This window comes from Curtobacterium sp. L1-20, assembly GCF_048755855.1.
Taxonomy (GTDB): domain Bacteria; phylum Actinomycetota; class Actinomycetes; order Actinomycetales; family Microbacteriaceae; genus Curtobacterium.
This window is the reverse complement of record NZ_CP151473.1, coordinates 1,951,947-1,971,730: the sequence shown is the minus strand read 5'-3', so window position 1 is coordinate 1,971,730 and position 19,784 is coordinate 1,951,947. Positions and strand designations below refer to the sequence as shown.

The following is a 19,784-nucleotide window of genomic DNA, read 5'->3' as shown; positions in this document are numbered from 1 at the left end:
TGACCGCCGGTGACCGTCCTCGACTGGCCGCCCGGCGGACCCGAGTCATCCCCAAGATCGAGATTCGGTCACGACCGGTGCGTCAGTGCCGGTGCGTGCGTCCCCGATTCGTAGAATGCCGCCGATGACCACCAACGCCGCAACGGACCCGATGATCGGTCGCATGATCGATCACCGGTACCGCGTGCGCTCCCGCATCGCGCGCGGGGGCATGGCGACGGTGTACCTCGCCACCGACGTCCGGCTCGAGCGTCGCGTCGCGATCAAGATCATGCACGGCCACCTGGCGGACGACCAGGCCTTCCGGGAGCGCTTCATCCAGGAAGCCCGGTCAGCGGCCCGGCTCTCGCACCCCAACCTCGTCGGCGTGTACGACCAGGGCGCCGAGGACGACACCGCCTACATCGTCATGGAGTACATCCCGGGGATCACCCTGCGGGACCTCCTGCAGGAGCACCACGCCCTGACCCCGGAGCAGGCGACCGACATCCTGCGGGCCGTCCTGGCCGGCCTCGCCTCGGCACACCGCGCCGGCATCGTCCACCGCGACCTCAAGCCCGAGAACGTCCTGCTCGCCGACGACGGTCGGATCAAGCTCGGCGACTTCGGCCTCGCGCGCGCCACCACCGCGAACACCGCCACCGGGGCCGCGCTGCTCGGCACGATCGCGTACCTCTCCCCCGAACTCGTGACGCGCGGGGCCGCCGACTCGCGCAGCGACATCTACGCACTCGGCATCATGCTCTACGAGATGCTCACCGGCGAGCAGCCCTACAAGGGCGAGCAGCCCATGCAGATCGCCTACCAGCACGCGAACGACTCGGTCCCGGCGCCGAGCGCGGCGATGCCCGGCGTGCCGTCGGAGCTCGACGACCTCGTCGCCTGGTCGACCGCCCGGAACCCCGACGACCGGCCGAGCGACGCCCGCGAGATGCTCGACCACATGGCGGGCGACCAGCAGCGTGCCACGGGCCAGTACCGGACGGCCGTGCTGCGCCCCGAGAACGCGACCGCGATCCTGCCAGCCGGCGGCAGTGCCGCCACCCCGTCCTCGGCCGACTCGGGCGACGCGACGACCATCATCCAGCCCGCCACGCGCCAGGCACCCGCCCGTGGTGGCCGCAACACCCCCGGTCCCCGACGCACGGGTGCCCAGCCGGGCGCCCTGTCCCCCGCCGCCCAGCGCCTGGCCGACAAGTCCGCGAAGCGCCGGAAGCGCGGCTGGATCGTGCTCGCCGTCGTGCTCTTCGTGGCGATCGTCGGCGGCACGATCGGCTGGGCGCTCGGCCCGGGTCCGTGGGGCAACGTCCGCATCCCCGAGGTCGCCGGCAAGTCCGTGTCCCAGGCGCGCCAACTGATCGAGGCGCAGGGCCTGCACACCGCACGCGCCACCGGGGCCCGCTTCGACGCCGTGGTCGCGAAGGGCCAGGTCTCGACGACCAAGCCCGCGGCCGAACGCGAGGTCCGGAAGGGCACCGCGGTGCAGATCGTCGTCTCGGACGGCCCGCGGATGATCGCGCTTCCCGCCATCGTCGGCCAGCCGATCTCGACCGTCACGGCGGCGCTCGACGACGACTTCACCCTGCAGGACGACCAGTACCAGTTCTCCGCCGATGCGACGAAGGACACGGTCATCGCGGCGACCGGACGCGGGACCGACGGCGCGACCGTCGACCTGGGCACGGCAGGGACCTACGGCGAACGCGGACCGGTCACCCTCACCGTGTCGCTCGGCCCCGTCCCCGACGTCGTGGGCAAGACCGTGGACGCCGCCACCACCGCGCTCGACGCCGTGGGCCTGACGCTCGGCGCCCAGGAGGGCAAGTACAGCGACGACGTCCCGCAGGGCCAGATCCTGTCGGCGACCCCGGCGGCCGACCCGGTCGTCAAGGGCACCGCGATCGACGTCGTGGTGTCGAAGGGCCCGACGCCGATCACCCTCCCGGACGTGCACGGCAAGACGATCGACGACGCGACTGCGACCCTCCAGCAGCTCGGCCTCGAGGTCTCCGTTCCCGACTGCACGAACATCCTCTGCGGCTTCTACGACTGGAAGTCGTCGCTGCCCGTCGAGGCGACGGACCCGGCGCCGGGGGCGACCGTGTACCGCGGCGACACGGTGACGCTCTCGTACAAGCAGTAAGCGCGCGGACCGCGGCTGCTGTCGCACCGGGCGGCGGCGCGCTGCGCTCGGACCACCGGGTCGTCCGGTGCCGCCGGAGCGACACCCTGCTGCCAGTGGCCCGGCTCCGTCACGCGAAAGCGACACCCTGACGCCAGGGGCCCAGGTCCGTCCCGCGAAAACGACACCCAGCGGCCACGGGTCCGGCTCCGTCCCGCGAAAGCGACACCCTGACGCCAGGTGCCCGGATCCGTCCCGCGGAAGCGACAGTGTGCCGCCGGATTCCGGCGGCAGCCTGTCGCTTTCGCGGAGGAGGCACGGTGCGGAGCCGACGACGGACCGACGGCAGGCGGTGGGCGACGCCACCCGTCGGCCTGGAGGCGCGGGGCGGCGCCGCCACGCGCCTCCAGGCCGACACCGGGCGCAACCACCGCGCGGAAGCGACAGTCCCGGGGTGACAGCCCTCGTCCCCCACGCGGAAGCGACAGGTTCCCGCGGGGTCACCGCGGGAACCTGTCGCTTCGGCGGAACGGACGGTCAGGCCGGACCCGACGGCACCGGCCCGGCCCGGCGACCGCGGCCTACGCCCGCACGTACGGGTGCGCGCCGAGCTCCTCCGCGACGAGGAACGCGAGCTCGAGCGACTGCATGTGGTTCAGCCGCGGGTCGCACAGGGACTCGTACCGCGTCGCGAGGGTGGCCTCGTCGATCTGCTCCGACCCGCCCAGGCACTCCGTCACGTCGTCACCGGTGAGCTCGACGTGCATGCCGCCCGGGTAGGTGCCGACCTCGCGGTGCGCCTCGAAGAACCCGAGGACCTCGTCCACGACGTCGTCGAACCGGCGGGTCTTGTACCCGGTCGGGGTCGTCAGGCCGTTGCCGTGCATCGGGTCCGTGACCCACAGCGGGTTGGCGTCCATGCCCTTGATGGCCTCGAGGAGCTTGGGCAGCTCGTCGCGGATCTTGCCGGCACCCATGCGGGTGATGAACGTCAGCCGACCGGGCTCGCGGTCCGGGTCGAGCTTCTCGACGAGGGCCTTCATGTCGTCGACCGTGGTCGTCGGGCCGAGCTTCACGCCGATCGGGTTCCGCACGCGGGACAGGAAGTCCACGTGGGCGCCGTCGAGGTCGCGGGTCCGCTCGCCGATCCAGATGAAGTGGCCGGACGTGTCGTACGCCTGGCCGGAGCGGGAGTCGATCCGGGTCATCGGGCGCTCGTAGTCCATGAGCAGGCCCTCGTGCGAGGCGTAGAACTCGACGTGCTTCAGCTCGTCGAAGTCCGCGCCGCAGGCGTCCATGAACCGGATCGCGCGGTCGATCTCCTGCGCGAGGTGCTCGTACCGGGCGTTCGCCGGGTTCGAGGCGAAGCCCTTGTTCCACGAGTGCACCTGGCGCAGGTCGGCGAAGCCACCCTGCGTGAAGGCGCGGACGAGGTTCAGGGTCGACGCGGCCGTGTGGTAGCCCTGCACGAGCCGGCGGGGGTCGGCCTGGCGGGACTCCGGCGTGAAGTCGTAGCCGTTGACGATGTCGCCGCGGTAGGCGGGCAGCGTGACGTCGCCGCGGGTCTCGAAGTCGCTCGACCGGGGCTTGGCGAACTGTCCCGCCATCCGGCCCATCTTGATCACGGGCATCGAGGCGCCGTAGGTCAGGACGACCGCCATCTGCAGGATGGTCTTCACCCGGTCGCGGATCGAGTCCGCGGTGGCCCCGGCGAAGGTCTCGGCGCAGTCGCCGCCCTGCAGCAGGAAGGCCTTGCCCTGGGCAGCGGCGGCGAGCCGGTCACGGAGCTTGTCGACCTCGCCCGCGAACACGAGCGGCGGCAGCGTGGCGATCTCCGCCGAGGCCGCCTCGGCCGCCGCGGGGTCGGGCCACGTGGGCTGCTGCTTGATCGGGAGGGTCCGCCAATAGTCGAGACCGTCGATCGCGTCCGGTTCCTGCAGGGCGACGAAGTCGGTCGACTCGGACAAGGGCGTTACCTCGGTGTTCTGTCGGGTGAGGCCGTGGGGGCCGTCCCGGCGCACTGCCGGGACGTTCGAATCCTAACGTGCCGAGGTGGCGCGGCCGGCGCGTGTGACCTTGCCGCGCAGGACCTGCTCGCGCGCGGTGCCGGCACGCTCCTTGACGCTCGTCGCGTAGACGTCGAGGTACTCCTGGCGGCTCAGGCCGGCCAGCTCGTGCATGACCTCGTCGGTGACGCTGCGCAGGATGAAACGGTCGGTCTCGAACCCCGCGAACCGCGAGAAGTCGAGCGGCTTGCCGAAGACGACCCCGACACGCTTGAACTTCGGGATGCGCTGCCCGATCTGCTGGACCTCGCGCGTGCCGACCATCGCGACCGGCACGACGGTGACGCGGCCCTCGAGGATCATCCGGGCGATGCCGGTGCGGCCCCGGTAGAGCTTGCCGTCGGGGCTGCGGGTGCCCTCCGGGTAGATGCCGAGCTGCTCCCCGCGGGCGAGCACCTGCAGACCGGCCCGGAGCGACGCCTCGGACGCCTTGCCGCCGGAGCGGTCGATGGGGATCTGCCCGATGGCGTTGAAGAACGTCTTCGTCGCCCAGCCCTTCAGCCCGCGACCGGTGAAGTAGTCGCTCTTCGCCAGGAAGGACACGCGGCGGTCGAGCACGGCGGGCAGGATCACCGAGTCGATGAACGAGATGTGGTTCGACGCGAAGATCACCGGGCCCCTGGCGGGGACGTGCTCGCGACCGACCACCCACGGCCGGAACAGGGTGAGGATGAGCGGACCGAGCACGAAGTTCTTCAGCAGCCAGTAGGTCAACGTCGACTCCAGATCGGGACGGAGGTGCCGGGGTGGGGTGCCGGGGTGGGCGTGCCGACCCTACGCCGTGCGGGCGTGGATCCGTGCGAGGTCGGCCGCACCGACCACACCGGCGTCGTTCACGAGCTCGGCGATGACGAAGTCCGGCTCCGGGTGGTAGCCGCGGGCCGGCAGGTTGCCGAGGTAGGCCTGCTTGATGGGTTCGAGCAGCCGGTCCCCCGCGCTCGCGACGCCGCCGCCGAACACGAACAGCTGCGGGTCGAGCACCGCGGACAGGGACGCGCAGGCCTCGCCGAGGTGCCGGCCGAGCCGACGCAGGGCCGCGAGGGCGCCCGGGTCGTCGGCGAGGATGAGGTCACCGACGATCGCGCCGTCGAGGTGGCCGCCGTTCGCTTCGCGTGCGTCGGCCAGGGCGGAGCCGATGCCGCCGGCGTCCGCGACGTCGTTCGCCATGCGCTGCAGGGCGCGGCCGGAGCCGTACTGCTCGATGCAGCCGCGTGCGCCGCAGCCGCAGGGCAGGCCGTTGGGGACGATGCGCAGGTGTCCGATCTCGCCGCCGGTGCCGAAGCCCCCGCGGAAGAGGCGGTCCTCGGTCACGATCGCGCCACCGACGCCGGTGCCGATCGTGAGCATCGTCATGTCGGACACGAGCCGACCGGCGCCGAAGCGGAACTCCGCCCAGCCCGCGGCGTTCGCGTCGTTGTCGACGGTGATGTGCAGGTCGCCGATCCGCTGCTGCAGCTTCTGCCGCAGCGGCTCGTTCCGCCAGCGGATGTTCGGCGTGTAGTAGACGATCGACTGCGAGGCGTCGATGAAGCCGGGGGCGGCGACGCCGACCGCGCTGACCTCGTGGGCGGCGCGCAGTCGCGAGACCATCGCGACCACGTCGTCGAGCATGGCGTCCGGGTCCGCAGCGTTCGTGGCCACCCGGTCCTCGGCGAGGATCTCGCCCAGTTCCGTGACGACCGCTCCCGCGATCTTGGTGCCCCCGATGTCGATTCCGATGGCGTGCACGAGGATCGAGCCTACCGGTTCGCTGCAGCCAGACGGAACGCACGGCGCTCCGTCCTATGCTTGCGGTGTCGCCTCGACGATGAGGCGTCCTCGATTCGAACCGGCCGACAAGGGAGTCACCGTGAACGATCAGCGGCACCCAACCCCCATCACCGCACCCGACCACGGCTCCGCCGCGCGGCTGCTCTCCGACCGGGCCCGGAGCACACCGGACCGCCCGATCCTGGCGGAGCGGCACGGTGACACCTGGACCCCGATCACCGCGGCCGAGACGCTCGCCCGCGTCCGCGGCATCGCCAAGGGCTTCGTCGCCGCCGGCCTCGAGCCCGGCGCGCACGTCGCGATCCTGTCCCGCACCCGCCTCGAGTGGACCCTCGTCGACTTCGCGGTGTGGACCGCCGGCCTCGTCTCGGTCCCGGTCTACGAGACGAGCTCGGCCGACCAGGTCCGGTGGATCCTGTCCGACTCCGAGGCCGTGGCGATCGTGGTGGAGCAGGAGGACCACGCACGCCGCGTCGCGTCCATCGCTCCCGACCTGCCGCACCTCGGCCAGCACTGGACGATCGACGGCGGCGGCCTCGACGACCTCACGCGGCTCGGCGAGGACGTCACCGACGACGAGCTCGACGCCCGCACGTCCCACGTGCACGGTCACGACGACGCGACCATCATCTACACCTCGGGCACCACCGGCCGGCCGAAGGGCTGCGTGCTCCGGCACGACAACTTCACCGCGACGATCGAGGGCGCGTCCGAGGCGATGCCCGAGGTCGTCGCCGACGGCGCCTCGACGCTCCTGTTCATCCCGATGGCCCACGTGTTCGCCCGGTTCATCGCGGCGATGTCCGTGTCGGCCGGGGTCCTGGTCGGGCACGAGCCGGACACGAAGGACCTCATGCGGGCGGTGTCGACCTTCAAGCCGTCGTTCCTCCTCGCCGTCCCCCGGGTGTTCGAGAAGATCTACAACTCGGCCGAGCAGAAGGCCGACCTCGGCGGGAAGGGCGGCATCTTCCGTGCGGCGGCCCGGGTCGCGGTCGCCCACTCCGAGGCCCTCGCGGCGGGGCGGGTCCCGTTCGGGCTGGCCCTCCGCTTCAAGCTGTTCGACCGCCTGGTCTACGCGAAGCTCCGGGACGCCATGGGCGGGGACGTCCGCTACGCCATCAGCGGTTCGGCGCCGCTCTCGCCGCGGCTGTCCCACTTCTTCCGCTCCATCGGCGTCCTCATCCTCGAGGGCTACGGACTGACCGAGACGACCGCCCCGGCGACCGTGAACCGTGCGGGCGAACTCCGGATCGGCAGCGTCGGGCGCGCACTCCCCGGCGTCGAGGTCCGGATCGCCGAGGACGGCGAGATCCTCATCCGCGGCGTCGACGTCTTCGACCGGTACTGGCGCAACGACGAGGCGACGGCGAAGGCACTCGTCGACGGCTGGTTCCGCACCGGCGACCTCGGTCGACTCGACGACGACGGCATCCTCACGGTCACGGGTCGCGCGAAGGAGCTGATCGTCACCGCGAGCGGCAAGAACGTCGCGCCGGCCCCGCTCGAGGACGGGATCCGCGAGCACCCGGTCGTCGGCCAGGTGGTCGTCGTCGGCGAGGGCAAGCCCTTCGTCGCCGCCCTCGTCACGCTCGACCGCGAGATGCTGCCCGGGTGGTGCGAGGCGCGTGGCATCAGCCCGGCACTGTCGGCCCACGAGGCCGCGTACGACGAACGCGTGCACGCCGCCGTCCAGGAGGCGATCGACGCCGCCAACCAGCGCGTCTCCCGCGCGGAGTCGGTCCGGTCCTTCACCATCCTGGACACCGAGTTCACCGAGGCGTCCGGCCACCTCACGCCGAAGCTCACCATCAAGCGGCCGGTGGTGATGCGCGACTTCGCCGCGGACGTCGAGCACATCTACTCGGGCTCGAAGGTGCAGACCACCGCGACACCCGTCGTCGAGGGCCGGCGCCGCCGCGGGTAGGGGCGGACGCTCGCGACGCGTCCGTCGCGACGGCGGCTCCGGACGTGACGTACTGGAGGCCCGGAACCGGTCCCGTGGACCGGCGCCGGGCCTCCAGTGCGTCACGTCTGCGCGCGGGGCGCGACCCGCCGTCGGGTCCGCGCCGCGCCGCGCGCCGGTGGTCAGGCCTCGGCGGGCTGCTCCGCAGCGGGGGCGTCGAGGACGGCGACCGAGGCGGTCGAGACCGGGGCCTCGGCGGGGCGACGGTTGGTGCGGGTGCGGTGGGAGCTGAGCTCGTCGTTCTGACTGGTCATGCGGGATCCTGGGAGGTGGGCGGTACCGGTGGGGCGGTGCCGGTGGTGGCTGACAGCAGCACGGTACATCGTCCTCGAGCGGGAGCGACAATCCCGCGAAGGGGTGTCACCCGGCCGGGGTCCGGATCAGTGGAACCAGTCCTGCTCGCGGATGTCGCGGAGGGCCTGACGCCGGACCTCGGGGTCGAGCGTCATGACGTACACCGTGCCGCCGAGGTGGTCGACCTCGTGCTGCAGCGCCTCGGCCATCAGCCCGGTGCCGTCGACCACGACCTCGGCGCCGTCGACGTCCACGCCGCGGACCTTGGCGTACGGGTGGCGGCGCGTCGGGTAGGCCAGACCGGGCACGGAGAGGCAGCCCTCGTCCATGAGCTCCGGCTCGCCCGAGACCTCGACGATCTCCGGGTTGAGCACGTAGCCGACCTCGCCGTCGACGTTGTAGGAGAAGGCGCGGAGGCCGACCCCGATCTGGGGCGCGGCGACGCCGGCACGACCCGGCTCGCGGACGGTGTCGAGGAGGTCCTGCACGAGGTCGCGGATCCCGGGACTGCCGAGCGAACCGGACGGGATCGGGTCGGCCGGGGACCGGAGGACGGGGTCGCCGAACAGGCGGATGGGACGGACGGTCACGTTACTGCAGCACCACCAGGAGGTCGCCGGCGTCCACTTGCTGGGTCACCGGGATCGCGAGACGGCCGACGGTGCCCGCCACGGGCGCCGTGATGGCCGCTTCCATCTTCATCGCCTCGATGCTCGCCACGGCCTGTCCGGCCTCGACGACGTCACCGACGGCGACCTTGAGCGTGACGACGCCGGAGAACGGCGCCGGCACGTGCTTCGGGTCGGACCGGTCCGCCTTCTCGGCGGCCTTCGTCTCGACCTCGACCGACCGGTCGCGGACGGGGACCGGACGGAGCTGCCCGTTCATCGTCGCCATGACCGTGCGGATGCCCTTCTCGTCGACCTCGCCGATCGCCTCGAGCCCGACGAACAGGTTCACGCCCCTGTCGAGCGGCACGGTGTGCTCCTGGCCGGGGCGGAGGCCGTACAGGTAGTCGACGGTGGGGAGCACGGAGAGGTCGCCGTACTGCTCCCGCACCGCCTCGAACTGCTCGGTCGGCTGCGGGAACAGCAACCGGTTGAGGGCACTGCGCCGCTCCGGGCCCGAACCGCTCAGGTGGACGCGTTCGGCATCGGGCACGGGCGTGACCTCGAGCCGGACGTCGCGGCCCTCGAGGACCTTCGACCGGAACGGCTCGGGCCACCCGCCGGGCAGGTCGCCCAGCTCGCCGGCCATGAACCCGACCACGGAGTCCGGGATGTCGTACTTCTGCGGGTTCTGCTCGAAGTCGACCGGGTCCGCGTCGACGGCCGCGAGCTGGAGGGCGAGGTCGCCGACGACCTTCGAGGACGGCGTGACCTTGGTCGGACGCCCGAGGATCCGGTTCGCCGCGGCGTACCAGTCCTCGACCTGCTCGAACCGGTCCCCCAGGCCGAGCGCGATGGCCTGCTGCCGGAGGTTCGACAGCTGGCCGCCGGGGATCTCGTGCTGGTAGACGCGGCCGGTCGGACCGGGCAGGCCGGACTCGAACGGGGCGTAGGCGCGGCGGACGGCCTCCCAGTACGGCTCGAGGTCGCCCACGGCCGTCAACGAGAGACCGGTGTCGCGCTCGGTGTGCGCGAGGGCGGCGACGAGCGCCGACATGCTCGGCTGGCTCGTCGTGCCCGCCATCGGGGCCGCCGCGACGTCCACCGCGTCGGCGCCGGCACGGGAGGCGGCCAGGAGGGTGGCGAGCTGTCCGCCGGCCGTGTCGTGCGTGTGCACGTGGACGGGCTGGTCGAACCGCTCGCGCAGCGCGGTGACGAGCTTCTCGGCGGCCCCGGCACGGAGGAGCCCCGCCATGTCCTTGATGCCGATGACGTGCGCGCCGGCCTCGACCATCTGCTCCGCCAGGCGGAGGTAGTAGTCGAGCGTGTAGAGCTCCTCGGCCGGGTCCAGCAGGTCAGCGGTGTAGCAGAGCGCGGCCTCGGCCACGGCGGTCCCCGTCGCGAGGACGGCCTCGAGCGCGGGACGCAGCTGACTGACGTCGTTCAGGGCGTCGAACACGCGGAAGACGTCGACGCCCGACGCGGCGGCCTCGGCGACGAACGCGTCCGTGACCTCGGTCGGGTACGGCGTGTAGCCGACCGTGTTGCGGCCGCGGAGCAGCATCTGGATCGGGATGTTCGGCATCGCCTCGCGCAGCGACACCAGGCGCTCCCACGGGTCCTCGCCGAGGAAGCGCAGCGCGACGTCGTAGGTCGCGCCGCCCCACGCCTCGACGCTCAGCAGCTGCGGGGTGAGCCGGGCGACGAACGGGGCCACGGCGACGAGGTCCTTCGTGCGCACGCGGGTGGCGAGCAGGGACTGGTGCGCGTCGCGCATGGTCGTCTCGGTGACGGCGAGGGCGGTCTGCGCGCGGAGCGCCTCGGCCCAGGCTGCCGGTCCGACCTCGCGCAGCAGGTCCCGCTGCCCCGCCGGCACCGGCGTAGTGCGGTCCAGCGCCGGCAACTTCTCGCTCGGCTCGACGGTCTGCGGACGCCGCTCGCCGTTCGGCTTGTTCACCGTGACGTCGGCGAGCCAGGAGAGCACCTTCGTGCCGCGGTCCTTCGACACGTGGCCGCTGAACAGCTGCGGGCGCTCCTCGATGAACTTCGTCGACACGTCGCCGCGGGCGAAGTCCGGGTCCTCGAGGACGGCCTGCAGGAAGGGGATGTTCGTCGACACGCCCCGGATGCGGAACTCGGCGAGGGCACGCTTCGCCCGGGCGACGGCGGCCGGGAAGTCGCGACCCCGGCAGGTCATCTTCGCGAGCATCGAGTCGAAGTGCGGGCTGATCTGCGCACCGGTGGCGACCGTGCCGCCGTCGAGCCGCACCCCCGCCCCGCCCGGGCTCCGGTACGTCGTGATGCGTCCGGTGTCCGGACGGAACCCCTGCGTCGGGTCCTCGGTCGTGATGCGGGTCTGCAGCGCGGCCCCGTGCACCTGCACGGCGTCCTGCGTCAGACCGAGCTCGGCCAGGGTCTGGCCGGCGGCGATGCGCATCTGCGACTGCACGAGGTCGACGTCGGTGACCTCCTCGGTCACGGTGTGCTCGACCTGGATGCGCGGGTTCATCTCGATGAAGACGTGCTGCCCCTCGCGCTCGCCCTCGGTGTCGAGGAGGAACTCGACCGTGCCGGCGTTGACGTACCCGATCGACCGGGCGAAGGCCACGGCGTCGCGGTGCAGTGCCCGCGCGATCGCGGGGTCGAGGTTCGGCGCCGGCGCGATCTCGACGACCTTCTGGTTGCGCCGCTGCACCGAGCAGTCCCGCTCGAACAGGTGGATCGTGCCCGCGTCGGTGCCGGTGGCGTCGGCGAGGATCTGCACCTCGATGTGCCGCGGACGGATGACGGCCTGCTCGAGGAACATCGTCGGGTCGCCGAACGCGCTGTCGGCCTCGCGCATCGCCTCCTCCAGCGCCGCACGGAGCTCGGGCTTCGTCTCGACGCGACGCATCCCCCGACCACCACCGCCGGCGACGGCCTTGGCGAACACCGGGAAGCCGATCGCGTCGGCGCCGGCGAGGAGCTCCTCGATGTCCCGGCTCGCCGGGGTGCTCGCGAGGACCGGTACGCCGGCCGCGATCGCGTGCTCCTTCGCGGTGACCTTGTTGCCCGCCATCTCGAGCACGTGCTCGCCCGGACCGATGAACGTGATGCCGGCCGCGGCGGCCGCGGCGGCGAGTTCCGGGTTCTCGGACAGGAAGCCGTAGCCGGGGTAGATCGCGTCGGCTCCCGACTCGCGGGCGACGCGGATGATCTCGGAGACGTCGAGGTACGCCCGGACGGGGTGGCCCCGCTCCCCGATCAGGTAGGCCTCGTCCGCCTTGAGCCGGTGCAGCGAGTTCCGGTCCTCGTAGGGGTAGACGGCCACGGTGCGGGCACCGAGCTCGTACGCCGCGCGGAAGGCGCGGATCGCGATCTCGCCACGGTTGGCGACCAGGATCTTGTCGAACACGAGGTCCCTTTCAGCCCGGGTTGAGGTGAGACAACCCTAGTGGCGGTAACGTTGCTCACCGTGCATGTACTCAGCGTGAGCTCCCTCAAGGGTGGTGTCGGCAAGACGACGGTGACGCTCGGCCTGACTTCGGCCGCGTTCGCCAAGGGACTGCGCACGCTGGTGGTGGATCTCGACCCGCAGTCGGACGTCTCGACCGGACTCGACATCAACATCTCCGGACACCTCAACGTCGCCGACGTGCTCGAGAACCCGAAGGAGAAGATCGTCCGCCAGGCGATCGCCCCGTCCGGCTGGACGAAGGGTTCCCAGGGCAAGATCGACGTCATGGTCGGCTCGCCCTCGGCGATCAACTTCGACGGGCCGCACCCCTCCATCCGCGACATCTGGAAGCTCGAAGAGGCACTCGCCAACGTCGAGCAGGACTACGAGCTCGTCCTCATCGACTGCGCCCCGTCCTTGAACGCCCTCACCCGCACGGCCTGGGCCGCGTCCGACCGCGTGACCGTCGTCACCGAACCGGGGCTGTTCTCGGTGGCCGCCGCCGACCGAGCCCTCCGCGCCATCGAGGAGATCCGCCGCGGCCTCTCCCCCCGCCTGCAGCCGCTCGGCATCATCGTGAACCGTGCCCGGGTGCAGTCGCTCGAGCACCAGTTCCGCATCAAGGAGCTCCGCGACATGTTCGGCCCGCTCGTGCTCTCGCCGCAGCTGCCCGAGCGCACGTCGCTGCAGCAGGCGCAGGGTGCCGCGAAGCCCCTGCACGTGTGGCCGGGCGAGTCGGCGCAGGAGATGGCGCGGAACTTCGACCAGCTGCTCGAGCGGATCATGCGCACGGGCAAGATCGGCCCCTACGCCGAGGGCGGCGCCGCGTAGCGCAGCGCGGGCGCCCCGCGCGGGCGGACCCGGCCTCCGGCGCGCCGCCGAGCGGGCCGAGTTCGTCGCGCTCGGCTTCGCCGAGATCGCACTTGCGCGCGCTCGTTCGGCCCGCGAACACGTCGAACTGCGATCTCGCGGGCGCCGGGCACGCCCGACGCAACGCGCCCGACACCGTCGTCCGTCGTCCGTCGTCCGTCGTCGGTCGTCCGTCGTCCGTCGTCGGTCGTCCGTCGAGATCGCACTTCCGCGCGGCTCCGCTCGTGGTTCGCGCGCGGAAGTGCGATCTCGGCGGACGTCTGGACGTTCGGACGCCCGACGGGCGAACGGCGGAGCGTGCGGGCGCGATGCGCCCGGCTCGCCGAGCGCGGCGCCCGCGCGCGACTACGACGCGCGGGAAGCGCGACGGGCGGCGAGCTCGTCGTCGGGGTCGGCCGCCGGCGTCGCGTCGAGCTCGACGAGCGAGGACTCGACCTCGCGCAGGACCTTGCCGACGGCGATGCCGAAGACGCCCTGCCCGCGGGAGACCAGGTCGATGACCTCGTCGTCCGACGTGCACAGGTAGACCGAGGCGCCGTCCGACATGAGCGTCGTCTGGGCGAGGTCCGACACGCCCGACTCGCGGAGCTGGTTCACGGCGGTGCGGATCTGCTGGAGGGAGATGCCCGTGTCGAGGAGTCGCTTCACGAGCTTCAGCACGAGAATGTCGCGGAAGCCGTACAGGCGCTGCGACCCGGAGCCGGCGGCCCCGCGGATCGTGGGCTCGACGAGTTCGGTGCGGGCCCAGTAGTCGAGCTGGCGGTACGAGATGCCGGCGGCACGGGCGGCGACGGTGCCGCGGTAGCCGTTCTGCTCGTCGTGCTCGGGCATGCCGTCCGTGAAGAGCAGCCCGAGGTCGTACCGCGTCATCTCCGACTCGGTACCCGGGGTCTCATTGCCACTCATGAGCATGCCTTCCACGACGATCGAGCTCCCACCCGAAGGTTCAACGACGGGTTGAGAGTTGTTCCGGGGTCCACGGTAGCGACTCGGACGGCTCCGGCGCGGGACATCCGGCTCGGCGCGTCCGGCGTGTCGAGGATACGCCCTGACGGGGTGCCGGCGACAGGCCGACGACCGCCGGCGGCGACCCGGCGAGCAGTGCCCGCGGTGCGGCACGTCATGCGTCGAGACGCCCGATCGCCGTCCGGATCAGGTTCGAGCGGATCACCTCGAGGTGCCCGGCGATCTCGCGCGCCAGCTCGGTCGCCTTCGCGCGGGACGTGGCGTCGCCGCGCCGCGAGACCGGCATGAGGGCCGACTCGATCAGACCGACCTCGCGCTCGGCGACGCTCCGCATGGTCCGGAGGTGTCGCGGCTCGATGCCGGTGCGCTGCAGTTCCACGAGGGCCTTGAGGACGGAGACGCCGTCCTCGCCGTAGGTGTCGGCGGCGGGCAGCAGCGAAGCGGAGACGGCGTCCGCGAGCAGCATCGGCGTCGCGCCGGCGGCGCGGACGGTCTCGTCGCGGGTGTAGCGGCGCTCCCGTCCGAGGATCGACGGCTTCGGCGCGTCGCCACCGCCGGGCAGCACGGGCTCGCGACCGGCGTCGAGGTCGGCGAGGTAGTCCTTGATGACCTTGAGCGGCAGGTAGTGGTCGCGCTGCAGGCCGAGGATCACCCGGAGCCGTTCGAGGTCCGCCGCCGAGAACTTCCGGTAGCCGCTCGCGGTCCGGATCGGCGTGACGAGCTCGCGCTCCTCGAGGAAGCGCAGCTTCGAACTGGACAGGTCCGGGAACTCGGGCTTGAGGCGAGCGAGGACCTGCCCGATCGTGAGCAGGTCCGGTACCGCGGTCCCCGCCCGGGCCGCGGCGGACCGTGCGGCCACTACGCGTTCGCCAGGCGCGCCAGGTCGACCCGCGACGCGTAGAAGGTCAGGCGGAACTTGCCCACCTGCACCTCGGACCCGTCGGTGAGCAGTGCCTCGTCGATGCGGGCGCCGTCGAAGTACGTGCCGTTGAGCGACCCGTTGTCCTTCACGGTGAAGCTCGTGCCGTGCCGGAGGAACTGCGCGTGCTTGCGCGACACCGTGACGTCGTCGAGGAAGATGTCGGCGTCGGGGTGCCGACCCGCCGTCGTGACGTCCGAGTCGAGCAGGAAGCGAGCACCGACGTTCGGACCACGACGGACCACGAGCAACGCGGAACCCGAGGGCAGTGCGTTGACCGCACCGCGCTCTTCCGCGGAGACACCGGACTCGGCAGTGAGCGCCGCCCCCATGTCCATGCTGAAGGTCAGTGTGGTGTCGACCAGCCGCTGCTCTGGGGTCTTCTGACCGCCCGGCTGCGGGACCACTGGTTCTGGCATCGTGGACCTCCTCCTCTTGGCGCACCAGCGTATCGGAAACGAGTGACCGAACGGGAGCCCCGAACGGGGCTGGGGACGATCCCGCAGCACGCGTACAGCGAACGTACCGTGAACGCCGTGCCGACGCACCGGCGGTTCCCCGCCGGCTCGGCCGCCGGTGACCCGACCGGAGCGACCGGGGGCGCGTCACCCGTCGGCACCACGACGGGAGGCTCGGTGCCAGCCGGCACCGAGCCTCCGCCGCGAACTCCGACGGCGGCCTAGGACGACGGGGTCGCGTCGGCCGTCGGTGCCGACCCGCCGGACGTGACGTCCTCGAGGATCTGCTTGATCTCGGAGTCCTTGAGCTTCACCCAGGGCGAGCCGTCCGGATCGCTGGTCGAGGCTTCCGGGCTCTCCCCCGTGTTCCACCACTTGGCCTGGTAGGGGACGCCGTCGAACAGGACCCGGTCGCCGGTGTCGTACTGCTTCGTGCCGGACCAGGCGTCGTACGTGCCGCTCGGCAGCGTCACCTGCTTCACGGGCTTCTCGCCCTTCAGCACCGGGCCGACGAGCTGCCACGGCGTCTCGTAGGCGCTCAGCACCGGGTCGTCGGGCAGGTCGCCGGACGTCCACCACTTCGCCTCGTAGACGTTGCGGTGCCAGACGACCTTGGTGCCCTCGAGGTACGAGGCGTCCGTGTCCCACACCGGGTACGGGCTCGTCTTCGGGTCGTCGGTCGGCTGCACGGTGGCGGAGGGCTCGGCCTTCGTCACGTCGGAGGCCGCAGCGACGATGCCACCGGTGAAGCCCTTGCCGAGGACGTCGGCGAAGAGCACGCCGTCCTGGTCGATCCCCGAGCAGGAGTTCGAGACGGTGGAGAGGTTGACGTAGTTCGAGCCGCAGGTGGTGTCACGGTTGAGCGACCACATCGACATCCGACCGAGGCCGCGCTCCCGTGCCCACGCGTTGAGCTTCTTCGCGTCGGCGAGGGTGAAGACCTCGTCCTGGACGTCGTTCTGCCCGATCATCGGCGTCGCACCGACCTTGTGCCACAGGGACGCACTGCCGAGCGGCGTGCCGGCCCGCTCGTAGAGCACCCCGAGCTGCCGCTGGACCTGCTGCAGGGTCTGCACCGAGGCGGAGTACATGCTCTGGCTCGCGCCCTTGCTCTCGCCGTAGTCCATCGTCATGGCGTTCACACCGGCCAGGTCGACACCGGCCTTCAGGAACTGCGACACGGCGGTCGTGCCGTCGCTCGTCAGCCCGGCCGGGGCGGCGGGCAGGGTCAGCCACACGGCGAGCGGGTGCCCGGCGGCGCGGCGCCGGTCCTGCAGCGCCTTGACGGCGGCGGCGCGGCGCTCCCCCGCGGCGTGGTTCGTGAGGTCGTCGCCCTCGACGTCGAAGTCGACGGTCGAGACGTCGTACCGCTCGACGACCGAGTCGTAGGCGCTCACCAGGTCCGAGCGCTTCGTGCACGTCGTGGCGAGCTCGTCGTTCGCGAGACCGCCGAACGAGACGCCGACCTCGCCCTTCTGCTGCTGCAGGCGAGCGATGCGCCGGTCCAGGTCGAGCTGGTCGGAGGCGCCCTGCATCGAGTAGTAGGAGCCCCACGTCGGGGTGCAGGCCTCGTCGTGGTCGGCGACCACGAAGGACAGCATGACGTCGCGGCCCTTCGCGGACTTGACGTCCTCGAAGGCGAAGGTCGGCGTCGCGGTGACGTCGGTGTACGCGGCGAACCAGGACTGCTGGGTCTCGGCGGCCTGCGCGGACTGCCAGCGGTCGAACCCGACGTAGCCGCCGGCGGCGACGGCCGCGGTCAGGACCACGGCGATGCCGACGCGGATCGGGGACAGTCGTCTGGTGGCGGCCATCAGGCGGCGCTCCGTTCGTCGGTGCTGGCGGTGGTGGTGGTGGTCCGGGCTGACTCGGACCCGGTCGCGGTGCGTCCGGCCCCGACGACGTCGGCGCCGTGGCGGACCGGCAGGTCCTTGCCGCGGTGTCCGAAGTACAGGACGGCGCGCCAGTCCTCGAGGACGGGCTCCGGCTCGGGCAGCAGTCCCTTCCGGGCACGCTTCCGCTCGGCGCGTCCGGCCTTCGCGGCCTCGCGTCGAGCCGCGCGGGCAGACGGGTCGTAGTACATCCACCTGGTGGCCCAGAGCCAGACGTCGACGACCGAGTTCCAGACGCCGATGTAGGCGACGATCGCGTACAGCGCGAGCACGGCGTTGAAGGCCGCGAACACGGCGTTGCCCCAGTTCTGCGCGCCGTAGTCCCGCACGAAGGTGAAGACCGAGAAGACGACCATGGCGTACGGCGCGAGGACGTACAGCGCCGGCGACGCGGTGCGGTCGCGGACCTTCGGCGTGCGGGCGAAGGGGATCTTCTTCGCCGTCAGGGCCTGCTGGATGCTCTTCAGCACACCGGCGACGTTCACCGGCATGAGGATGAGGTTGAAGCCGTAGATGCGGAACACGTCGGTGCGCTTGTAGCCGCAGTACTTCAGGTCGCTCGACAGCAGCCAGAAGTAGGGCAGCGCGGCGAGGAGCACCATCGGGCTGAGCAGCCGCGAGTCGTACGGGTAGGCAAGCAGGAAGATCAGGCCGAACGAGGCCCACGCGATGGACGCCATGTAGTTGACGCGGAGGGACATCTCGACGATGCCGACCCGCTCCCCGCGGGCCCGACGCTCGCGGACCTGGCGGATGTACTTCGGCAGGATGAGCAGACCGCCGTTGGCCCAACGACGACGCTGGACGATGAGCGAGCCGAAGTCCGGCGGCGTGGCGCTGTAGGACAGGCGCTCGGGGTAGTTCACGAGCGTCCAGCCGTGCATGCCGAGGTCGACGCTCGACTCGGTGTCCTCGATGACCGTGCGGTCCTGCACGTAGCGCTTCACCTCGAAGCCGCCGACGGTCTCGACCTCCTCGATGTCGCGGAGCGCCCGGGTGCGGATGACCGCGTTCGCACCGACCCAGAAGGTCGCGTTGTGCCGCGACATGCCCTGGTGGAGGATGTGCTGGATGTCGGTCGTTGCGCCGGCGAGCCGCTCGATGCGGGTGGCCGCACCGCGGAACGACGAGTACGGCGTCTGGGTCACGGCGACGTTCGCGTTCTCCGGCTGCTCGAGGAAGTAGACCAGGCGCAGGCAGTAGTCGCGCAGCAGCACCGAGTCGGCGTCGAGCGTCAGGACGTAGTCCGAGGCGGGGACGACCAGGTCGGCGTCCTCCGGGTCCGTGACGGTGCGCAGGATCGTGCCGGATGCGGTCTCCTCGAACGCGTACGCACCGCCGAGGAGCCCGATGTACGCGTTCAGGTTCATCGCCTTGTTCGCCTCGTCGGAGAGGTTCGCGTAGCGCTTCCGCTCGAAGGTGGTGATCTCGGCGGTGAACGTCCACGCGAGGCGCCGCTGCAGCTCGAGGGCGCGAGCGCTCGTCACCTCGGTGAAGGACTGCCCGGCGTCGACGGCGTCGACGATCGCGGCCTCGAGTGCCTCGGAGGTCAGGCGGAACTCGTCCGCCAGGCCGACGAGCACCTGGTCGTGGAAGAAGTGGTCCACGTGGTCGAGGACGTCGTGCTCACGGGCGTGACGGCGGAGCCAGGCGTCGGCCCAGCGGTGGTGCTCGACGAGGTTGCGGAGCCCGTCGACGCTCGCCATGGGCGCGGCGGCTGCCTCGACCTCGGCGGAGAGCAGGGCCTCCTGGAACCGCTGCGACGGTGCCGCGAGCTGGTTCTGGATGGTCGTCGCGACGGCGCGGGTCCGCTCGAGCTTGTCGAGGGTCTCGCGGTCGGAGGGGAACGGGGCATCGTCGATGAGCAGCACGACGCGCAGCGCGGGGTACTCCTGCAGTGCGGCGGACCACAGCGTGGTGGCGACGACGTCCGGTTCCTCGGCGTAGCTCGGCACGAGGACGGTCATCGGCGACTCGTGCCCCTCGGCGAAGTGCCGGTCGAGCTCGGCGCGCGGGACGCGGACGTGCGTGGCGAAGCGCTCCATCGCACCCTGGCGGGCGACCAGGTGCATGAGGGCGGAGAACGTCAGGAAGGTGACCACGACCAGGTACGAGAGCGCCTCGGTGGTGAAGCGGAAGCTCTCGGCGCCGGAGTCCAGGAACTGCCGGATGACGGTGTAGACGACGTACGCCGTCCAGAAGGCGATCGTCAGGATGATCGCGACGCGGCCGGAGACGAGCTTCCGGTCGGAGGGGCGTTCGTGCAGGGTGTCGAGCGGGTGGGTACGTCGCTCGGAACCCCACTGGCGACGGCGCGTGGGAGCGCCGTCATGCAGATCGGGCATGACTGTCCTTCGTTCCGTCCGGACCAGCGCACCATCGGGTCGGGCACTGTCGGGGAGTCCGTGCGGTCGTGTCCG

The 19,784-nt window shown here is 71.6% G+C and carries 14 protein-coding genes; 3 read left to right on the top strand and 11 right to left on the bottom strand.

Annotated features, from left to right (window positions below; genetic code table 11):
* Positions 1-124: 124 nt before the first annotated feature.
* Positions 125-2,143, top strand: a complete 2,019-nt coding sequence (pknB, locus tag AAEP86_RS10855; protein ID WP_420367348.1) for a Stk1 family PASTA domain-containing Ser/Thr kinase — start codon at positions 125-127, stop codon at positions 2,141-2,143.
* A 560-nt stretch (positions 2,144-2,703) separates the two neighbouring features.
* Here pknB and AAEP86_RS10850 read toward each other — a convergent pair.
* The 3 genes from AAEP86_RS10850 to AAEP86_RS10840 form a co-directional block, all read right to left on the bottom strand.
* A complete protein-coding gene (locus AAEP86_RS10850; protein ID WP_420367347.1) occupies positions 2,704-4,089 on the bottom strand; it encodes a class II 3-deoxy-7-phosphoheptulonate synthase in 1,386 nt (461 codons plus the stop codon).
* A 72-nt stretch (positions 4,090-4,161) separates the two neighbouring features.
* Entirely contained in the window at positions 4,162-4,902 is a 741-nt protein-coding gene (locus tag AAEP86_RS10845; protein ID WP_420367346.1) for a lysophospholipid acyltransferase family protein, read from the bottom strand.
* A gap of 60 nt (positions 4,903-4,962) precedes the next feature.
* Entirely contained in the window at positions 4,963-5,916 is a 954-nt protein-coding gene (locus tag AAEP86_RS10840; RefSeq protein ID WP_420367345.1) for an ROK family glucokinase, read from the bottom strand.
* Positions 5,917-6,037: 121 nt separating this feature from the next.
* Here AAEP86_RS10840 and AAEP86_RS10835 point away from each other — a divergent pair, with 121 nt between their 5' ends.
* Positions 6,038-7,882: an AMP-dependent synthetase/ligase gene (locus AAEP86_RS10835; protein WP_420367344.1), complete on the top strand. Its 1,845-nt coding sequence runs from the start codon at positions 6,038-6,040 to the stop codon at positions 7,880-7,882.
* A gap of 161 nt (positions 7,883-8,043) precedes the next feature.
* Here the strand turns inward: AAEP86_RS10835 and AAEP86_RS10830 are convergent, their stop codons facing one another.
* The 3 genes from AAEP86_RS10830 to AAEP86_RS10820 all read right to left on the bottom strand — a co-directional run bounded on the left by AAEP86_RS10830 (position 8,044) and on the right by AAEP86_RS10820 (position 12,217).
* Positions 8,044-8,175: a hypothetical protein gene (locus AAEP86_RS10830; RefSeq protein ID WP_420367343.1), complete on the bottom strand. Its 132-nt coding sequence runs from the start codon at positions 8,173-8,175 to the stop codon at positions 8,044-8,046.
* A gap of 126 nt (positions 8,176-8,301) precedes the next feature.
* Positions 8,302-8,805, bottom strand: coding sequence for a peptide deformylase (locus tag AAEP86_RS10825; RefSeq protein WP_420367342.1), 504 nt, complete (start codon positions 8,803-8,805; stop codon positions 8,302-8,304).
* Between the two features lies 1 nt (position 8,806).
* A complete protein-coding gene (locus tag AAEP86_RS10820; RefSeq protein ID WP_420367341.1) occupies positions 8,807-12,217 on the bottom strand; it encodes a pyruvate carboxylase in 3,411 nt (1,136 codons plus the stop codon).
* A gap of 60 nt (positions 12,218-12,277) precedes the next feature.
* Between AAEP86_RS10820 and AAEP86_RS10815 the strand changes: the two genes are divergently transcribed.
* Complete coding sequence (locus AAEP86_RS10815; RefSeq protein ID WP_031262009.1) at positions 12,278-13,090, top strand: ParA family protein; 813 nt, start codon at positions 12,278-12,280, stop codon at positions 13,088-13,090.
* A gap of 384 nt (positions 13,091-13,474) precedes the next feature.
* Here AAEP86_RS10815 and AAEP86_RS10810 read toward each other — a convergent pair whose 3' ends face one another.
* The 5 genes from AAEP86_RS10810 to AAEP86_RS10790 form a co-directional block, all read right to left on the bottom strand.
* Entirely contained in the window at positions 13,475-14,035 is a 561-nt protein-coding gene (locus AAEP86_RS10810; protein WP_420367340.1) for a MerR family transcriptional regulator, read from the bottom strand.
* A gap of 214 nt (positions 14,036-14,249) precedes the next feature.
* On the bottom strand, positions 14,250-14,954 hold the full coding sequence (locus AAEP86_RS10805) for a MerR family transcriptional regulator (RefSeq protein ID WP_420367339.1): 705 nt from the start codon (positions 14,952-14,954) through the stop codon (positions 14,250-14,252).
* Positions 14,954-15,433, bottom strand: coding sequence for an FHA domain-containing protein (locus AAEP86_RS10800; protein WP_420367338.1), 480 nt, complete (start codon positions 15,431-15,433; stop codon positions 14,954-14,956). Before AAEP86_RS10800 ends, AAEP86_RS10805 begins: the two co-directional genes overlap by 1 nt.
* A 260-nt stretch (positions 15,434-15,693) precedes the next feature.
* Positions 15,694-17,286 (bottom strand): chitinase, encoded by a 1,593-nt coding sequence (locus AAEP86_RS10795; RefSeq protein WP_420367337.1) that lies wholly within the window; start codon positions 17,284-17,286, stop codon positions 15,694-15,696.
* Positions 17,286-19,709, bottom strand: coding sequence for a glycosyltransferase family 2 protein (locus AAEP86_RS10790; protein WP_420367336.1), 2,424 nt, complete (start codon positions 19,707-19,709; stop codon positions 17,286-17,288). Before AAEP86_RS10790 ends, AAEP86_RS10795 begins: the two co-directional genes overlap by 1 nt.
* Positions 19,710-19,784: the final 75 nt, after the last annotated feature.